Here is a 17,091-nt window from a genome sequence, read left to right on the forward strand (position 1 = left end):
GTTCGGGGACGTTATTTAGTTGGCCGGGTAAGGCGAAGCCGCCACCCGGCACCTCCGCTTCACCATTATCGTGACCCCTCTCCCAATTCTGTTTCGATCCACAGGATCTTTGTTTTGTAATCGATTACTTTTCATTTGAACTAATTTGTAATCGATTACTTTTTCCGGGTGAGGCTTATCATGGTGTCAACTGAGAGTAGTGAAAAGGCGATAACGCAACACCGGCTGCTGGTGCCGCGTCTGTCGCTGATGATGTTTCTGCAATTTTTTATCTGGGGTAGCTGGTCGGTCACGCTTGGCCTGGTGATGAGCCAGCACAACATGTCTTTGCTGATTGGCGACGCGTTCTCTGCCGGGCCTATCGCTTCCATTCTTTCGCCGTTCGTGCTCGGGATGCTGGTGGACCGCTTCTTCGCCTCGCAGAAGGTGATGGCGGTGATGCACCTCGCAGGCGCGGCGATCCTCTGGCTCGTGCCGGGGGCGCTGATTGCTGAGAACGGCGCGCTGCTGATTGGCCTTCTGTTTGGCTACACGCTCTGCTACATGCCAACGCTGGCGCTCACCAACAACATCGCGTTCCACAGCCTGGCAAACGTGGATAAAACTTTCCCGGTGGTGCGCGTGTTTGGCACCATCGGCTGGATCGTGGCGGGCATTTTTATCGGCGTCACCGGCGTGGCGTCCAGCGTGACCATCTTCCAGGTGGCGGCGGTCAGCTCCGTGCTGCTGGCGCTCTATAGCCTGACGCTGCCGCACACGCCAGCACCGGCGAAAGGCCTGCCTGTGAAGGTGCGCGATCTCTTCTGCGCGGACGCCTTCGCGCTGCTCAAAACCCGCCACTTCTTCGTCTTCTCCGTCTGCGCAATGCTGATCTCCGTCCCGCTAGGCACCTATTACGCCTACACCGCCTCGTATCTGGCGGATGCCGGCATTGCCGACGTCAGCACCGCCATGTCCTTCGGGCAGATGTCTGAGATCGTCTTCATGCTGGTTATTCCGCTGCTGTTCCGCCGCCTGGGCGTGAAATATATGCTGCTGATCGGCATGCTGGCGTGGTTCGTACGTTATGCCATGTTCGCGCTGGGCGTCAGCGAGGAGGGGCGCATTCTGCTGTATCTCGGCATTCTGCTGCACGGCGTCTGCTACGATTTCTTCTTTGTTGTCGGCTTCATCTATACCGACCGCGTGGCGGGCGAAAAGGTCAAAGGTCAGGCGCAGAGCATGATCGTGATGTTCACCTATGGCATCGGCATGCTGCTCGGCTCGCAGATTTCAGGGGCGCTTTACAACCGCCTGGTGGCAGGGCAGACCGTGCCGCAGGCGTGGGTTACATTCTGGTGGATCCCGGCGGTGGCTGCCGCGGCGATCGCGCTGATTTTCCTTCTCACGTTTAAGTATGACGATGACAAGGCGTAATGTTCTGGAGGTGGTATGAGGACAATGAAAGGACCGGGTATTTTTCTGTCGCAGTTTATTAGCGGGGAAGCGCCCTTCAACACGCTCGACGGGCTGGCAGGATGGGCGGCGTCGAAGGGTTACAAAGCGGTGCAGATCCCCTGCAACCATCCGCATATCTTTGATGTGGAGAAAGCCGCAGAGAGTCAGGCCTACTGCGACGACATCACCGCAAAGCTGGCCGCGCACGGGCTGGTCATCAGCGAGCTGTCGACCCATCTGGAAGGGCAGCTTGTGGCGGTGAACCCGGTTTACAGCGAGGCGTTTGACCACTTCGCACCCGCATCCGTGCGCGGTAACGATGCGGCGCGTCAGGCGTGGGCGACGGAAAAACTGAAGCAGGCGGCGGTCGCCTCGGCCCGATTAGGGCTGAAAGCGCACGCCACCTTCTCCGGCTCGCTGGCCTGGCCGTTTTTCTATCCGTGGCCGCCGCACAACGAGCAGCGTTTTCAGGAGGCGTTCGAGGCGCTGGCAACCCGCTGGCGGCCGATACTGGATACCTTCGACGAGCAGGGCGTGGACGTCTGCTTTGAGCTGCATCCGGGGGAAGATCTGCACGACGGCGTAACCTTCGAGCGTTTTCTGGCGCTGGTGGATAACCATCCGCGCTGCAACATACTCTACGACCCGAGCCACATGCTGCTTCAGCAGATGGATTACCTGACCTTTATTGATCTCTACCATGCGCGCATTAAAGCGTTCCATGTCAAGGACGCGGAGTTCCGCCCCAGCGGGCGCAGCGGCGTCTACGGCGGCTACCAGCCGTGGATCAACCGCGCCGGACGTTTTCGCTCGCTGGGTGACGGGCAGATCGACTTTAAGGGCATCTTCAGCAAGCTGACTCAGTACGACTACGACGGCTGGGCGGTGCTGGAGTGGGAGTGCTGCCTGAAGGATGGCGATACTGGCGCGAGTGAAGGCAGCGAATTTATCCGCCGCCACATTATTCCCGTTTCCGGACGGGCGTTTGATGATTTCGCCGCAGGGGGCAGCCATGATTAACGTCGGGATTATCGGTAGCGGGTTTATTGGCCCGGCACACATCGAGGCGCTCAGGCGTCTCGGGTTTGTGCAGGTGGTCGCGCTCTGCGACGGTTCGCTCGTTAAGGCGCAGGAAAAGGCGCGCCAGCTAAATGTGCCGCATGCTTACGCCAGCGTGGAAGAACTGCTCGCGCACCCCAATCTGCATGCGGTGCACAACTGCACGCCGAACCACCTGCACGCGGAGATTAACCGCCAGATCCTGCGCGCGGGCAAGCACGTGTTTTCCGAAAAGCCGCTGTGCATGACGCCGGACGAGGCGCGCGAGCTGGTGGCGCTGGCAGAGCAGGCGGGCGTGGTGCATGGCGTGAGCTTTGTCTATCGTCAGTTTGCGATGGTGCGCCAGGCGGCGAGCATGATGCGCGCGGGCACCCTCGGGCGGCTGTTTGCCTCGCACGGCAGCTATTTGCAGGACTGGATGCTGCTGGAAACCGACTACAACTGGCGGGTGGATGCCGCGCTCGGCGGCGCATCGCGGGCGGTGGCGGATATCGGCTCCCACTGGTGCGATACGGTGCAGTATGTCACCGGCAGGCGCATTACTGAGGTGATGGCTGATTTATCCATCGTCTGGCCGACGCGCAAGGCTAACGTGGCAGGCAATCAGACGTTTACGCACGACGAACATGCTCACTATGAAGATAAACTGGTCACCACCGAAGACTTCGGCTCGGTGCTGTTGCGTTTTGACGACGGCAGCAAGGGCAGCTTTAGCGTCTCGCAGGTGAGCGCGGGGCGAAAAAACCGCCTGACCTTTGAAATTAACGGCAGCGAGCAATCGGTGGCGTGGGATCAGGAAACCCCGCAGCAGCTGTGGATCGGCCATCGCGCCCGGGCAAACCAGACGCTCAGCGACGATCCGGGTTTGATGAACCGTGATGTGGCCGACAGCGCCCATTTCCCCGGCGGACACATTGAAGGCTGGCCGGATGCTTTTAAAAATATGATGGCGCAGTTTTACCGTGCCGTGCAGGCGGGAGCGATGCCGGATAAGCCGCAGTTTGCCACCTTCCACGATGGCGCCAGTGTGATGTATATCCTTGATGCGATTGTGAAAAGCCATCAGCAGCAGCGCTGGGTGCGTGTGGAATACTGACGCATTGCCCGGTTCGCCGGGCAACCAATTTATGGTAGCCTGCACAAAACGCTAACCGCAGGATGTATCGTCGCTATGTCAATTCAGAAAATCGCTCAACTGGCCGGGGTATCCGTGGCAACGGTCTCTCGCGTACTGAATAACAGCGATACCGTGAAGGCGAAAAACCGCGAGCGCGTTTTGCAGGCGATCCAGGAGAGTAACTACCAGCCCAATCTGCTGGCGCGTCAGCTGCGCACCGCCCGCAGCTATATGATCCTGGTGATGGTCTCGAACATCGCCAACCCGTTCTGTGCCGAAGTGGTGAAGGGCATCGAAGCCGAGGCGGAGAAAAACGGCTACCGCATTCTGCTGTGCAACTCCGGCTCGGATATTGAGCGCTCCCGCTCGGGCTTAAGCCTGCTCTCCGGCAAAATCGTCGACGGCATTATCACCATGGATGCGTTCTCGAAGCTGCCGGAGCTGGCCGCGCTGATTGGCAACGCGCCGTGGGTGCAGTGCGCCGAATACGCCGATGCGGGCGCGGTCTCCTGCGTGGGGATTAATGATGTTGATGCCTCTCAGCATGTTGTCAGCCAGCTTGCCGACGGGGGCCGCAAACGCATTGCGCTCATCAACCACGACCTCAGCTACAAATATGCCCGTTTGCGCGAACGCGGCTATAAGAGCGTCATACACCTGCGGGATCTGGACTATCAGGCGGTGGAGTACGCCAGTGAGCTCAGCTCCAGTGCGGGCATGGCGGCGATGCAAAATCTGTTAAAAGCAAACCCGCCGGATGCGGTGTTTGCCGTTTCTGATACGCTGGCGGCGGGGGCGCTGCGCGCCATTCAGCAGGCAGGGCTGCGGGTGCCAGAAGATATCGCGGTGGTGGGTTTTGACGGCACCGAGCTGGCGGAGATGATTTCTCTCACCACCATTGAACAACCGTCGCGGGATATCGGGCGCAAGGCGGTCAATCTGCTGTTAAATAAGATCGACAACCCGGATGCGCCCACGGAAAGGGTCATGATGGACTGGCGCTTTATTTTCCGCGCCAGCACCTGATTATCTGGCGATGACGCCAGCCAGCGAGCGAATATCGTTTCCGGTTGGCGACTGGTGAATACGCAGGCCAAATTCATCCACCACCGCGAAAATATGATCGAAGATGTCGGCCTGAATATCTTCGTATTCTGCCCAAATCACCGTGTTGGTAAAGGCATATATTTCAATCGGCAGCCCGTTGGCATCGGGCGCGAGCTGGCGCACCATCAGCGTCATATCTTTACGAATACGCGGGTGGTTACGCAGATATTCATTCAGATAGGCACGGAAGGTGCCGATATTGGTCATCTTGCGCAGGTTTAATACCGATTCCCCTTCGCCGTTCTGCTGATTCCACAGGTTAATTTCCTCATGACGCGCGGCCAGATACGGCTTCAGCAGTTTCGCCTGAATCAGTTTCTGCTGCTCCTGCTCATCGAGGAAATGAATGCTGGTGGTATCGATATTCAGGCTACGCTTGATGCGGCGACCACCGGAGGCTGACATGCCGCTCCAGTTGATGAACGCGTCGGACACCAGCGCCCAGGTCGGGATGGTGGTGATGGTGTTATCGAAGTTACGCACTTTAACGGTGGTCAGGCCGATGTCGGTCACCGTGCCGTTGGCCCCGTATTTCGGCATCTCCAGCCAGTCCCCGAGCTTCAGCATGTCGTTGGCGGAGAGCTGAATACCGGCCACTAAGCCCAGTATCGGGTCTTTAAAGACCAGCATCAGAACGGCAGCCATCGCACCCAGGCCGCTTATCAGAATGGCGGGTGACTGACCGATCAGAAGGGAGATAATTAATATTCCCACCAGAATGGCGCTCACCAGCTTGATGCCCTGGAATATCCCCTTCAGCGGCAGCTGTGATGCGGTGGCCATTTTCTGCGACAGATTAAAAATCACATCCAGCAGCGAGAAGAAGGAGAGCAGGGCATAGACCATCACCCACAATTTTGCGCAGGTGGTGAGCATTTCCGCCGCTTCGCTGCCTTTTTGCAGCCACAGAACCGCCTGAACGTTGACGATTATCCCCTGGAGGGTAAACGCCAGACGGTGAAATAACTTGTTCTGCGTAATGATCTGCAACCATAAATGGCTGCTGGCCTGCGCGCGTTTTTCGAAGGCGCGCAGCACCACTTTGTGCAGAATAAAATGAACGATAATGGCTGTAAGAAAAATAATACCAAAGATAATCACTAAAGAGGTGGTGTGATTAATTTCAATCCCTAACTCTTCAACCTGAGCAATTAATTCCTGCATAACGTCTCCTGTATTGATGCAGCCCCATAATGGCGGCTGCGGATCTATTATGCAAATTCAGGCAGTTTTATTTTGTCGCCGGACAGGCCTTGACGACCGGCAAACACAGACGATGGCGCATACGCAGCGTGGCCAGCGCCAGCACCCCCATCATGGCCGTTTCCACCATCAGGAAGACGTTGACTGCCTGGGTGTAATCTCCGTGATGATTTTGCAGCCCGTGCAGCAAAATCGCGCCGAAAATGGCCGGGCCAAGCCCCAGCGCAGCCTGTTGCAGCGTGCTTAAAATCGCGCTCGCGGCCCCTGCGTCATCAGGCTGGATATCGCGCATCCCGATACGGTAGAAGCTGTTTACAATCAGCGCCTGCCCGTATCCCACCAGCCCGGTGGCCGGGGCCAACGTCAGCGCGGTATTCTGCATCCCCCAGTGACGGAACGTGGCGATCAGCGCCACCAGGCCAACAAGCTGAATCACAAGCCCGGTCAGCAGGATGGCGCTGGTGCTGTAGCGGGCAATCAGGCGTGGGGCGAACCAGGCGGAAATAAAATAGGTGACGCCGAGCGCGATAAAGCTGTTCCCGGACTGCCACGGCGCCATCCCCAGACCGCTTTGCATGGTCAGCGCCATACAGAACATGAACCCGGACCAGACGCTGAAAAAGAGTATCCCGATCAGCACGCCAAAGCGGATGCTGCGCAGCTGCAACAGGCGCGGCGCGATGAGCGGGTGGGCATCTTCTCGCTCTTTCTTACGCGCGTTTAACACCATCAAATAGACCAGCGGCACAATCGCCAGCAGCGCGGCCTTCAGCGGCCACGACCAGTGCCATTGCGGGCCGAGCGCCATCGGGAACAGCAGACAGCACAGTATCGCCGTCAGCAGGACAGTACCGGTCCAGTCAATGCGCGACGGCGTGTCGCGGCGGGTTTCCGGTACGTAGCGACGGCTCAACGCCAGCACCACCAGACAAATCGGCACGTTGATAAAGAAGGCGTTACGCCAGCCAAGCCCGGCGATGTCCGCCGACACCAGCCAGCCGCCACCCATCTGGCCGACGATAAACGCAATCCCGCCGATACCCCCGAACAGGCTGATCGCTTTGGCGTGTGCCGTTCCTTTTAACGTCACGTGCAACGTCGCGAGAATTTGCGGCATGATCAGCGCGGCGCCCGCGCCCTGGATAATGCGCGCGGCAAGCAACTGTTCGATATTGCCCGCTATGCCGCACAGCAGCGAGGCCAGGCCAAAACTCGCCACGCCCCACATAAACAAGCGACGGCGGCCAAGGTTATCGCCCAGCTTGCTGCCGGGGGCCAGGCAGACGGCAAAGGCCACGCCGTAGAGGGCGACGATCAGCTCCAGTTCGGTGGCGGTGGCGTGTAACGAATGGGTGATGGAATCCAGCGCCACGTTGGTGATCGAGGTATCAATCAGCGGCAGCATCTGGCCGGTTAATAGCAATATCAGGCCCGCACGACCCGGTGAAACAACTGACGTATTCATGGTGACTCCATTGCGTCAAACAGCGTAGAGTCGTAGCATCAACCATCTGATAAACGGGTACCAGTTCTTGCTTATACTGGTACTGGCACTACCATGCAGGAGATGTTATGGCGCTGATGTCTGAACCTGTCACCTCTCTCCAGGATGACACCCGCAAGCAGCTGGGCGCGTTTTTGCGTGCCCGGCGCGAAAGCCTCGATCCGCAGCGGCTCGGCTTACCGCGCAGCGGCCGTCGCCGCACGCCGGGCCTGCGCCGGGAGGAGGTAGCGATGCTCGCGGATGTCGGTGTGACCTGGTACACCTGGCTGGAACAGGGCCGGGACGTCAATCCGTCCAGCGCGGTGATGGCCGCCATTGCAAAAGCGCTGCAATGCACCCCGACCGAAGCCCGGCATCTTTTTGTGCTTGCCGGTTTGCCGCCGGGCGAAGCCCCGCAGGCGGTGTGCTGTGAGGGGATCAGCGAAGGCACGCGTCGCCTGCTGGATACCCTGATGCCGAAGCCTGCCAGTATTCAGAAACCGAATTTCGATATCGTGGCGTGGAACGACAGCTTCGGACACCTGATGGGCGTCGATTTCAACGCTATCCCGCCGGAAGATCGCAACTGTATTTACCTGTTCCTCACCCATCCGGCGTGGCGCGCGCGGCTCGGCAAACGTGACGACGTGCTGCCGATTTTCGTCTCCTACTTCCGCGCGGCAATGGCTGAGCACCGTGGCGACCCGCTCTGGGAAGCGAAGCTGGCGCGTTTTTTTGCGGTGTCCGAGGAGTTCAAAACCCTGTGGCACCAGCGTAACGACGTGCGCGGCGTGGAGAACCAGCTCAAGCTGTTCACCCATCCCGAGCTGGGGGATTTTCATCTCCAGCAGATGTACTGGTACTCCGCCCCGCGAAACGGATCGCGGCTGCTGGTCTATTTACCGGTGGACGAGGCGGGGGAGAGGGCGATGGCGTGGCTGGAGGCGCAGGGGAAATAAGTTTTTTGCGAGGGGCTTTCAGGGAATAAGAGCTGGCTCTGCTAAGCGGATGAGACAGGTATAAGGTGGCGTTTAACTTAAACCAACCGACTGAATCGACATCATTTCGATGAGGGATTAAGTCGACTATACTCACGCCATGAGAAACAACAAATGTCGCCACTGATGATTGATTCCGCAGACTTCAGCCAAAAACTCGGCCTTATCTCCCGAAACGTCGAACACACCGAAGCGTTCCTGGCACGAGGTACGGCGGATTTTCATCTGCCGGGGTTTCTGCTGCCTGTGGGATACCGGCTCCTGAAATCGCGTTATGGTGATGAATATCGTCTCGTGACCACCGATGACGGCAAACCTTATACGGCGTATGCCGTAAAGCTTAAATTTCATAAAGAAATTACCTTTCCCCACGGTGCCGCCACGCAGGTGATGGTGTGGCGTACTCCGCGTGCCGTTCATCAACGCGTGATAAGCGGGTTGCCACAACTCTTTTTTCAGTGGGTGCTAAGCGAATACGACATCGTTGTCTCTGACAGCGAACAAACGGGAGACGGGCAACGGTTCTGGCTGCGCATGATCGACTGGGCGTTTACCATGAACTATCGCATTAGCGTGGCGGACGGTACGGTGGGAGAAAAGTGGACGTTAACGCCCGTAAATTCCTACGCTGAGCTGGAAGAGCGCTGGATTGCTTTTGCCTGGGGAAACGATCGTGAGGTCCATCCGCATCGCAGGCTTGTCATCAGTAAAGCGTAACGGGCCGCATGCAGCGGCCCATTTTCATTAGCATTCAGTCACAATCGTGCTCAGCGGCAGGCGAGACTTCGGCAGCGTGGCATTGAAATCCTCAACGCTGTGATGCCCAACCGGCACCACCACCAGGCTGGTGAAGCCTTTCTCTTTCAGGCCGAACTCTTCGTCGAGGATTGCGGCATCGAAGCCTTCAATCGGCACTGCGTCCAGGCCCATCGCGGCCACGCCCAGCAGGAAGTTGCCGACGTTCAGGTAAACCTGCTTCGCCATCCACTGGTCGTCATCTTTCAGATCCACGCGGTGCATGTCGGCAAAATAGCACCGGCCTTTGTGGTTCGCGGCTTTTGCTTCTGGCGTGGCGAAACGGCCGTCAGCCTCTTCCTGATCGACGACGCGCTCAAGCCAGGCATCGTCCATCGCGGTTTTCGCACAGAACACCACCACGTGAGAGGCATCCAGCATTTTGCGTTCGTTAAACACATAGGTGCCCGCCGCGGATTTTGCCACGCGCGCTTTACCCTCTTCAGTACTGGCAACAATAAAGTGCCACGGCTGGGAGTTGGTGCTGGACGGGCTGTATTGCAGCAGCGTTTTGATTTTTTCCGCTTCTTCTGCGGTCAGTTTTTTGGCTGGGTCGAACGCCTTGGTAGAGTGGCGTTTCAGGGCGACAGAAATAATATCCATAACAACTCCTGGTGATGAAATTCGCCCGCGGGCGGGCGTGAAAGGAAAGCAGATTACCGCGCGAAGCGGGAAAAGATAAGTGCGATTCGAGCGCTTATTCTGTTCGTCTCAGACGAACAATCAGGCTGGCCGAATCCACTTCTGATCTTTTTTCGGCAGTTTATCAACGACCAGATTCCACGAATCCGTAATCAGGTCGGTGACCAGTTCAGGCGTGATGTCGTCCGTGCCATAAAGGGAGATCCAGTGTTTTTTATTCAGATGGTAGCCAGGCTCCACGCCACGGTAGATCTGCTGATTGAGCAGCGATTTTTCCGGATCGGATTTCAGGCTGACGTGGGCCCGACCGTGAGCGGTCGCCATCAGCATAAAAATTTTCCCGCCCACCTTAAACACGTCATACTCCGGGCCAAACGGCCAGCAATGTTCGGTAAAAGGCATCTCCAGCGCGACGCGTCTGGCATGTTCCTGCAAGGCTTTACTGTCCATGGCTCTCTTCCTCAGCAAGCCCGCGCCACATGGCTTCAAAGCCCAGCGCTTTAAAATCGACGGCACGGGACGGATCGCGCGCGGCAAACTCCATGGTGGTTTCAGCCAGCGATAAGAATATTGCATCACCGAAGGTCTTAAACTCGTCAGACATAAACACCGGGCGCACCGAGCGGTGACACAGTTCGTGTATTTCCGGGAACATGTCTTTCACCGCCTGCTCGGTTTCAATGTTCAGCTTTTCACTGACGCCAATCTGGCGGATAGCCGCATGCGCCAGGGGGTTACGAATGCCCCAGTCCACATAGCTATTCCAGATATTACGGGTATGCTCTTTTGGCTGGGTGATGGTGCGATCGAGGTTCGCCAGCATGGTCTGGCAAAGATCCTGCTTCAGATGCAGATAGAGGGCATTCAGCAGATCGTCTTTGGTAGCAAAGTAGCGAAACAGTGTCCCTTCAGCGACGCCCGCATTACGGGCAATTAACGCCGTTGAGGCGGCAATACCTGACTGCGCAAACGCAGCCGTTGCTGCTTCCAGTAAGGCCTGTTTTTTATCTTCACTCTTCGGACGTGCCACTAAATTTTTCCTCCCGTCAATTGTAAAAACCCTGATTGAAACACGTGCTTTGCCACGCTGCAACGCGGAATGTCAAAGATCGAAAACCTTCTTGACGGCGTAATCATCCTATCTATAATGAGTGCTTACTCACTCATAATCAAGTTCAACCCGCGCAAACTATCGGACAGGGCGCGTTGGCGGGTCAGGATAATGAAAAAGCCTCTATTCATCTGCGTGGTGTTAGTCATGATTATTGCTTCAGCTGCCAGTTTACCGTTTGTACTGAATGCCGGATTTGGCCAGCCACCGCAGGGTGCGCAGCTCTCTGAAGTGGAGGCCTCTCCGCACTATCGCGACGGGCAATTCCATAACACGCTCCCTACGCCGGGCTTTACCGGGCAACAAAATATGCTGGTGGCGTGGTGGCAGTTCCTTACCCGTAAAACCGAAAACGCCCGTCCTGCGCAGCCGCTGCCGCTGGTGAAAACCGATCTGGCGAGCCTGTCGCCTGAACAGGACACGCTGGTGTGGCTCGGCCACTCCTCCTGGTATATGCAGCTGGCGGGGCAACGAATCCTGATCGATCCGGTTCTGAGTAACTACGCCGCACCGTTCTCCTTCCTCAATAAAGCCTTTGCGGGGGAGTACCCGTGGCGTGCGGAGAGCATGCCGGAGATCGACCTGCTGATTATCTCCCACGATCACTATGATCATCTGGATTACGCCACCATCAAGGCGCTGCTGCCGAAGGTTAAGCGCGTGGTCACCCCGCTGGGCGTGGGTTCGCATCTGCGCTACTGGGGGATGAACCCTGAGATTATCGACGAGCGGGACTGGAACCAGTCGGTACGTATCAGCGATGCGCTGACGGTACATGTTCTGCCGGCGCGCCATTTTTCCGGGCGCGGCATTAAGCGTAACCAGACCCTGTGGGGCAGCTTTATGTTTGTCTCTCCGGAGCAGAAGGTCTACTACAGCGGAGATTCCGGTTATGGCCCGCACTTCAAAGCAATTGGCGAGCAGTTTGGCGGAGTGGACTTAGCCATTATGGAAAACGGCCAGTACGACCAGGACTGGAAGTACATTCATATGCATCCGGCGGAAACGTCGCAGGCCTCGGCAGATCTCAATGCCAGAGCGGTCGTACCGGGACATAACGGGCGTTTTGTGCTGGCGAAACATACCTGGAACGATCCACTGATCCAGCTGGCGAAAGCCAGTAAGGATAAAAACTACCGGCTGCTGACACCGGAGCTGGGCGAGCCCGTGCGGGTGAGTGATACCACGCAACAATTTCGCGAGTGGTGGGAATAATGTTTAAGCGAGAAGCAGAGGGGGAGAGCAGTATGACGATTTCCGCTCAGGTCATTGATACGATTGTCGAATGGATCGATGACAACCTACACCAGCCGTTACGCATCGAAGAGATTGCCCGCCATGCGGGTTACTCAAAATGGCATTTACAGCGGCTGTTTATGCAGTACAAAGGCGAAAGTCTGGGGCGCTACATCCGCGAACGCAAGCTGCTGATGGCGGCGCGCGATCTGCGTGAGTCAGACGAGCGCGTGTACGATATCTGCCTGCGCTACGGGTTTGACTCGCAGCAGACGTTTACCCGCATCTTTACCCGCACCTTCAACCAGCCGCCCGGGGCGTACCGCAAAGAGAATCACCGCCAGACACATTGAAATTTACGACATCAAGGCCGGGTAAGGCGTAGCCGCCACCCGGCTTTTTTGTGGGCTCGGTGCCCGTAATTGCCCGGTGGCGCTGCGCTTACCGGGCCTACAAATCCCTTACCACCGATAATTCACCGTCGCCGTCACCGTCCGGCCAATCCCGTAGAAGCACGCCGTATCGCTTGCGCATGACGCCACATACTTCGTGTCCGCCACGTTATTGACGTTGAACTGCACGCTTGCCCCTTTCAGGCTGCGGTTCATCTCGCCCAGATCGTAGCGCAGCATCGCGTCATACAGATCCACCGATGGCACCTTAAAGGTGTTCTTCGCATCGCCGTAGCTGGTGCCGATGTAGCGCATCCCCACGCCAGCGGTCAGGCTCTTGAGCGCCCCGCCCGGAACGGTATAGCTGGCAAACGCAGACGCCATATGCGTCGGGATACGCGCCGGGGTCTTGCCCTCGGTGCCCGCCACCGTGGTGCTTTCGGTTTTTGCATCGGTGTAAGTGTAGGAGCCAATCAGGTTGATGTTATCCATCAGCGTGGCGTGGATTTCCGCTTCAGCGCCTTTCGAACGCACCTTGCCCGCATTTTCGAACCAGCCTTCAGCGCTGTTATAGGTCGCTACGTTGTCCTGAGTTAAATCGTACAGCGCGAGAGTCATCAGCGTGGTGTCTACCGGCTGATATTTCAGGCCAATCTCGGTCTGCTCCCCGGTAGTAGGCCTGAATGGCGCGACGCCCGGCGCACGGTTGGTTTGCAGGTTCGGCTCAAACGACGTGCTGTAGCTGATGTACGGCGAGAGACCAAAATCGAACGCGTACAGCAGGCCAGTGCGCCAGGTAAATTTGCTGTCGTTCTGCTGCGTAAAGCTATTATCGGTGAAGTCGTTGGTACGCACTTCGCTCCAGTCGTAGCGCCCGGAAACCAGCCACTCCCAGTTGTTCCAGCTCATCTGATCCTGAAGATACAGCCCCATCTGGTCGAGATTTTGCTGCTTGTCGGAGGCCGTTTTGAAGGTGCTTTCATCCACGTTCACGCCGTAAACCGGGGTTGTCCAGTCGAGGTCATACTGTGAGCCGCTCCCGCGCGCCAGCAGCTGTTTATCCTTGCTTGTCTTGTAATCAAACCCGCCGAGCAGGGTATGGCTGACGCTCCCGGTCTCCAGCAGATATTCCAGCTGGTTATCGAGGCCAAATTCATTGGTCGTGCGCTCTTCACGCTGGGCGCGACGGGTCAACACCGTGCTGTTGGCCGCGCTGTTGGCGTAAACCAGATAACGGTATTTCTGCTTGATGGTGGCGTAACGGGCGTTCTGGCGGAAGGTGAGGTTGTCGGCGAACTGGTGTTCCAGCTCGTAGCCAATCATCGTCTGCTCGCGCCAGGACTGATTGTAATTCGGATCGCTGACGTTAAAGTCGCGTGGGATGTACTTCCCGTCGACGCTTTTCACCGTGCCATACGCGGGCAGGAAGTTGCGGTATCCGGCATCCGGATCTTTCTGGTAGCTGGCCAGCAGCGTAAAGCGGGTCTGATCGTTCGGATACCAGGTGATCGCCGGGGCGATCGCCATCCGCGTCTCTTTATAATCGTCCACCTGATTATGCTGCGTACGGGCGATACCGTTCACGCGATACAGCACGCGGCCGTCGTCGCTCAGCCTGCCGCCGAAATCAAACGCACCTTCGGCGAGATCGTTATTGCCTGTGCGGAACTGCACGTTGTGAATGGCCTCCGCCGTCGGGCGCTTGCTGGTCATGCTGATTAACCCGCCAGGATTCACCTGACCAAACAGGACCGACGCCGGGCCGCGCACCAGCTCCACGCGCTCCAGCAGCCACGGGTCAACTGTGCCCGTCTGTGATGAGGCCGTTGCGCCAAAGCTTAAGCCGTCGAGGAATTTTGGCACGTAGCTAAAGCCGCGCACAAACACCTCGTCGTTACGGTTAGACGAGCCCCGGTATTCGGTAAACACGCCCGCCGAGTAGCGCAGCGCCTGCGAAACGGATGTGACGTCCTGCATGTTCATTTGATCGCGGGTGATCACCGATACCGACTGCGGCGTCTTCACAATCTCCGCGCTGGTCTTGGTGGCGGAGAGCGTTTTCGTCGCCACAATGCCTTTTACGGACGCAGTGGGCTCTTCACTCACGCCCTGCGTCACCGTAATCGTTTCTTCTTTCGTTTCTGCCTGAGCCGCGACGCTGGTCGTCGCCAGACTCAGCAGCCAGAGCTGCATTATCTTATTATTTTTAAACATTTTTATTGAACGTCCTTGGTTGCTATCGCCATAAAAACACCGGTAAATCGCCGTTGATGATATTGCAAATTATTACCATTTGCATTAGCGTTGTTAACAAATTTCGTTGGGGAACAAGCGGTAATGAAGAGGGTATGGAGTGGGTTGCTGTTGGGGATCGGCGCGCTGCCCGCCGTGGCGGCAACGTGCGAGCAGTCGTCCCGGCAGGGCGATGTTCAGGGAAAGTTTGATGCCAGCGGCGAAGTCTGCTTCTCCCTGCCTGAACTGGGTGAAAATTACGTTTCCGCCACGCTGAATGGCGTGACGGATGCGCGCCTGCTGGATGGGCAAAACCGCCGCATCCGCACGCTGATCGAAAATGGTCCTGCGGACGGGGAACACACGCTGCTGTTTGCCCTGCCGGTGAAACAGAACACCTCGCTGGTGCTACACGGCGAAGCCGGTAAGCCGTGGCGTTTTCAGTGGCGGATGAAAGAGACCTCTCCATTACCACGCGTGCAGATGCTGGCGCCAGTAAGCCCGACGCTAAAGGCGCTGGCAAACGTCATTTCTGCCGGTGGAAGTACCGAGGCGTTCTGGCAGGCGCAGCGTCGACAGGGAACGCCAATGGTGGAACCGGTAGATGCGAACCATAAGCGCGTGACCTTTCTGTGGCGCGGCGCGCGGGATAACGTCTTCATTCTCGGCTCTCCGGCGGGGGATCACGATCCGCTGTTCCGCCTGGGCAACAGCGACGTCTGGTTCCGCAGCTACGTGGTCCCCGCTGATACGGTGATGCAATATAAGCTCGCCCCCGATGTGCCGATCGTTGAAGGCTCTGCCCGCGATCAACGCCGTGCCATCCTGGTGAGCGCACAGGCCGATCCGCTTAACCCGAACACCTTTGGGGAGCAGAAGGCGGATCGATGGAACCGTTACTCGCTGCTCGATCTCAGCCCGGCGCGCTACTGCTCCGTTCAGGCCACGGCAAAGCCGCTGGTGCACGGGACGTTGAGCCGTCAGAGTTTTTCCAGCCACATCCTCGGCAACGCCCGCGACGTGATGATCTACAAACCGCGCGGCGCACAGCCCGCACGCTGGACGTTAATTCTGTTCGACGGGCAGATTTATCAGGACGAATACCATTTTGCCAACGTGCTGGACGGTCTGATTGCCCGGCATCACCTGCCACCGATTAACGTGGTGTTTATCGACAGCCTCGATCACGCCCGTCGCGGCAACGAGCTGCCGCCGAACCCGGAATTTGCTGACTTTATGGCGCACGAGCTGCTGCCGTGGCTGCGCGGGCAGGGCATCGGCATGCAGCGGCAGAAAACGGTGCTGGCGGGGTCGAGCTACGGGGGAATCGCGTCGTCATGGGTGGCGCTGCGCTATCCGCGCCTGTTTGGCAACGTGCTGAGCCTTTCCGGCTCCTACTGGTGGGCGCCGAAAGGTGACGCCCCCGGCTGGCTGACGCGTCAGTACCAGCAGTCGCCGCCGTATCCGGTGCGCTTCTGGTTACAGGCCGGAAAGTTTGAAACCACGGGGCCGGGCGGCGGCATTTATCGCACCACGCAGGATTTTGAACAGGTGCTGAAGGAAAAAGGCTATCGCGTCAGCTTCCACCCCTCATCCAGCGGCCACGACTACGCGGCCTGGTGTGAAGCACTGATCCACGGGATGCGCGATCTTACTGGCTTACGACGCCAGTGAAAACCAGCGGCGCCAGATGAAACGCAGGATAAAGAATTCGATGGCGCCGAGCACCAAAAACCACAGACAGAACAGAATGGTGTACAGCTGATTCAGATCGACCATATGAAAGGTCTGAACCAGTTTCTGCGCCAGCACCAGACCCAGCGACGGCGCAGGTAACAGCAGACAGGAGAGCAGGGCCATCAGCAAAATGCCCCCTGCGGTGAGCAGCGATTCTAACGGGTGTTTCATCTTAATGTTAATCGTGAGTTAAAAATGTCATTGTCCGGCATCCTGAAACGTAAAGCAATATCATCCCCACTGGCAAAATTGAGTGAAAGGCCACCGTTATTTTGCGAGTTAATAACGGAATATAGATAATATTTCCGGGGCGATTAAATTAATATCGCGTAATGTAAATAAACGTCTTTTTCACGAAAATAATTTTACAAAGCTATAGGTGCTATATCCAATTAACGTCGCAATAACAATGGCTGCGACAATGTATAACGCCAGGCGCCGCCCGCGATAAATACCAAACATGCTTCCTCCTCGTTTAGTGTTGGTTTAGAAATATTTTGTAAAAATCAACGCGTCGAAATAATTTTAATCAGTTTTGAATA

The 17,091-nt window shown here is 57.2% G+C and carries 16 protein-coding genes; 9 read left to right on the top strand and 7 right to left on the bottom strand.

Annotated elements, in window-relative coordinates:
- Window positions 1-180 precede the first annotated feature (180 nt).
- From ACOTXC_RS09380 to ACOTXC_RS09395, 4 genes are all read left to right on the top strand, one after another.
- Window positions 181-1,416 (top strand): MFS transporter, encoded by a 1,236-nt coding sequence (locus ACOTXC_RS09380; RefSeq protein ID WP_302215549.1) that lies wholly within the window; start codon window positions 181-183, stop codon window positions 1,414-1,416.
- A 15-nt stretch (window positions 1,417-1,431) separates the two neighbouring features.
- A complete protein-coding gene (locus ACOTXC_RS09385; protein WP_421767583.1) occupies window positions 1,432-2,457 on the top strand; it encodes a sugar phosphate isomerase/epimerase family protein in 1,026 nt (341 codons plus the stop codon).
- Window positions 2,450-3,592 carry a Gfo/Idh/MocA family protein gene (locus ACOTXC_RS09390; RefSeq protein ID WP_155025017.1) on the top strand — a complete coding sequence of 381 codons (1,143 nt, stop codon included), beginning with the start codon at window positions 2,450-2,452 and terminating at the stop codon, window positions 3,590-3,592. Before ACOTXC_RS09385 ends, ACOTXC_RS09390 begins: the two co-directional genes overlap by 8 nt.
- Before the next feature lie 75 nt (window positions 3,593-3,667).
- Window positions 3,668-4,639 (top strand): LacI family DNA-binding transcriptional regulator, encoded by a 972-nt coding sequence (locus ACOTXC_RS09395; protein ID WP_421767584.1) that lies wholly within the window; start codon window positions 3,668-3,670, stop codon window positions 4,637-4,639.
- Here ACOTXC_RS09395 and ACOTXC_RS09400 read toward each other — a convergent pair whose 3' ends face one another.
- Entirely contained in the window at window positions 4,640-5,884 is a 1,245-nt protein-coding gene (locus ACOTXC_RS09400) for a mechanosensitive ion channel family protein (RefSeq protein ID WP_022647326.1), read from the bottom strand.
- Window positions 5,885-5,951: 67 nt separating this feature from the next.
- Complete coding sequence (locus ACOTXC_RS09405) at window positions 5,952-7,388, bottom strand: MFS transporter (RefSeq protein ID WP_421767585.1); 1,437 nt, start codon at window positions 7,386-7,388, stop codon at window positions 5,952-5,954.
- 107 nt (window positions 7,389-7,495) lie between these two features.
- Between ACOTXC_RS09405 and ACOTXC_RS09410 the strand changes: the two genes are divergently transcribed.
- Together ACOTXC_RS09410 and ACOTXC_RS09415 are read left to right on the top strand one after the other, a co-directional pair.
- Window positions 7,496-8,365: a helix-turn-helix transcriptional regulator gene (locus ACOTXC_RS09410; RefSeq protein ID WP_022647328.1), complete on the top strand. Its 870-nt coding sequence runs from the start codon at window positions 7,496-7,498 to the stop codon at window positions 8,363-8,365.
- A gap of 153 nt (window positions 8,366-8,518) precedes the next feature.
- The gene (locus ACOTXC_RS09415) at window positions 8,519-9,121 is read left to right on the top strand and encodes a hypothetical protein (RefSeq protein WP_302215542.1); all 603 of its coding nucleotides are present in this window, start codon (window positions 8,519-8,521) and stop codon (window positions 9,119-9,121) included.
- Window positions 9,122-9,148: 27 nt separating this feature from the next.
- On the opposite strand, the gene nfsB is transcribed toward ACOTXC_RS09415, so the two are convergent.
- The 3 genes from nfsB to ACOTXC_RS09430 form a co-directional block, all read right to left on the bottom strand.
- Window positions 9,149-9,802, bottom strand: coding sequence for an oxygen-insensitive NAD(P)H nitroreductase (gene nfsB / locus ACOTXC_RS09420; protein WP_003858884.1), 654 nt, complete (start codon window positions 9,800-9,802; stop codon window positions 9,149-9,151).
- A gap of 120 nt (window positions 9,803-9,922) precedes the next feature.
- Window positions 9,923-10,291, bottom strand: a complete 369-nt coding sequence (locus tag ACOTXC_RS09425) for an MmcQ/YjbR family DNA-binding protein (RefSeq protein ID WP_022647330.1) — start codon at window positions 10,289-10,291, stop codon at window positions 9,923-9,925.
- Window positions 10,281-10,871, bottom strand: a complete 591-nt coding sequence (locus ACOTXC_RS09430) for a TetR/AcrR family transcriptional regulator (RefSeq protein WP_023299509.1) — start codon at window positions 10,869-10,871, stop codon at window positions 10,281-10,283. The genes ACOTXC_RS09425 and ACOTXC_RS09430 overlap by 11 nt, the downstream gene beginning before the upstream one ends.
- Window positions 10,872-11,063: 192 nt before the next feature.
- Between ACOTXC_RS09430 and ACOTXC_RS09435 the strand changes: the two genes are divergently transcribed.
- Both ACOTXC_RS09435 and ACOTXC_RS09440 read left to right on the top strand, forming a co-directional pair.
- On the top strand, window positions 11,064-12,167 hold the full coding sequence (locus ACOTXC_RS09435) for a RomA family MBL fold metallo-hydrolase (RefSeq protein ID WP_250116674.1): 1,104 nt from the start codon (window positions 11,064-11,066) through the stop codon (window positions 12,165-12,167).
- A 32-nt stretch (window positions 12,168-12,199) separates the two neighbouring features.
- Window positions 12,200-12,541, top strand: a complete 342-nt coding sequence (locus ACOTXC_RS09440; protein WP_032670430.1) for a RamA family antibiotic efflux transcriptional regulator — start codon at window positions 12,200-12,202, stop codon at window positions 12,539-12,541.
- A gap of 108 nt (window positions 12,542-12,649) precedes the next feature.
- Here ACOTXC_RS09440 and ACOTXC_RS09445 read toward each other — a convergent pair whose 3' ends face one another.
- On the bottom strand, window positions 12,650-14,794 hold the full coding sequence (locus ACOTXC_RS09445; RefSeq protein ID WP_421767586.1) for a TonB-dependent siderophore receptor: 2,145 nt from the start codon (window positions 14,792-14,794) through the stop codon (window positions 12,650-12,652).
- A 123-nt stretch (window positions 14,795-14,917) separates the two neighbouring features.
- On the opposite strand from ACOTXC_RS09445, the gene ACOTXC_RS09450 reads away from it, so the two are divergent.
- Window positions 14,918-16,486, top strand: coding sequence for an alpha/beta hydrolase-fold protein (locus ACOTXC_RS09450; protein WP_063152378.1), 1,569 nt, complete (start codon window positions 14,918-14,920; stop codon window positions 16,484-16,486).
- On the opposite strand, the gene ACOTXC_RS09455 is transcribed toward ACOTXC_RS09450, so the two are convergent.
- A complete protein-coding gene (locus tag ACOTXC_RS09455; RefSeq protein ID WP_003858875.1) occupies window positions 16,472-16,720 on the bottom strand; it encodes a DUF1158 domain-containing protein in 249 nt (82 codons plus the stop codon). The two genes, ACOTXC_RS09450 and ACOTXC_RS09455, sit on opposite strands and share 15 nt — an antisense overlap.
- Between the last annotated feature and the right edge of the window lie 371 nt (window positions 16,721-17,091).

Origin of the sequence: Enterobacter cloacae complex sp. IR5428, from assembly GCF_049238585.1 — a bacterium.
In the GTDB taxonomy this organism is placed as follows: domain Bacteria; phylum Pseudomonadota; class Gammaproteobacteria; order Enterobacterales; family Enterobacteriaceae; genus Enterobacter; species Enterobacter intestinihominis.

What these genes read in the sequence shown, in the direction of transcription:
- ACOTXC_RS09380 (WP_302215549.1), top strand. Translation starts at nt 181, where the DNA reads ATGGTGTCAACTGAGAGTAGTGAAAAGGCGATAACGCAACACCGGCTG.
- ACOTXC_RS09385 (WP_421767583.1), top strand. Translation starts at nt 1,432, where the DNA reads ATGAGGACAATGAAAGGACCGGGTATTTTTCTGTCGCAGTTTATTAGC.
- ACOTXC_RS09390 (WP_155025017.1), top strand. Translation starts at nt 2,450, where the DNA reads ATGATTAACGTCGGGATTATCGGTAGCGGGTTTATTGGCCCGGCACAC.
- ACOTXC_RS09395 (WP_421767584.1), top strand. Translation starts at nt 3,668, where the DNA reads ATGTCAATTCAGAAAATCGCTCAACTGGCCGGGGTATCCGTGGCAACG.
- ACOTXC_RS09400 (WP_022647326.1), bottom strand. Translation starts at nt 5,884, where the DNA reads ATGCAGGAATTAATTGCTCAGGTTGAAGAGTTAGGGATTGAAATTAAT.
- ACOTXC_RS09405 (WP_421767585.1), bottom strand. Translation starts at nt 7,388, where the DNA reads ATGAATACGTCAGTTGTTTCACCGGGTCGTGCGGGCCTGATATTGCTA.
- ACOTXC_RS09410 (WP_022647328.1), top strand. Translation starts at nt 7,496, where the DNA reads ATGGCGCTGATGTCTGAACCTGTCACCTCTCTCCAGGATGACACCCGC.
- ACOTXC_RS09415 (WP_302215542.1), top strand. Translation starts at nt 8,519, where the DNA reads ATGTCGCCACTGATGATTGATTCCGCAGACTTCAGCCAAAAACTCGGC.
- nfsB (WP_003858884.1), bottom strand. Translation starts at nt 9,802, where the DNA reads ATGGATATTATTTCTGTCGCCCTGAAACGCCACTCTACCAAGGCGTTC.
- ACOTXC_RS09425 (WP_022647330.1), bottom strand. Translation starts at nt 10,291, where the DNA reads ATGGACAGTAAAGCCTTGCAGGAACATGCCAGACGCGTCGCGCTGGAG.
- ACOTXC_RS09435 (WP_250116674.1), top strand. Translation starts at nt 11,064, where the DNA reads ATGAAAAAGCCTCTATTCATCTGCGTGGTGTTAGTCATGATTATTGCT.
- ACOTXC_RS09440 (WP_032670430.1), top strand. Translation starts at nt 12,200, where the DNA reads ATGACGATTTCCGCTCAGGTCATTGATACGATTGTCGAATGGATCGAT.
- ACOTXC_RS09445 (WP_421767586.1), bottom strand. Translation starts at nt 14,794, where the DNA reads ATGTTTAAAAATAATAAGATAATGCAGCTCTGGCTGCTGAGTCTGGCG.
- ACOTXC_RS09450 (WP_063152378.1), top strand. Translation starts at nt 14,918, where the DNA reads ATGAAGAGGGTATGGAGTGGGTTGCTGTTGGGGATCGGCGCGCTGCCC.
- ACOTXC_RS09455 (WP_003858875.1), bottom strand. Translation starts at nt 16,720, where the DNA reads ATGAAACACCCGTTAGAATCGCTGCTCACCGCAGGGGGCATTTTGCTG.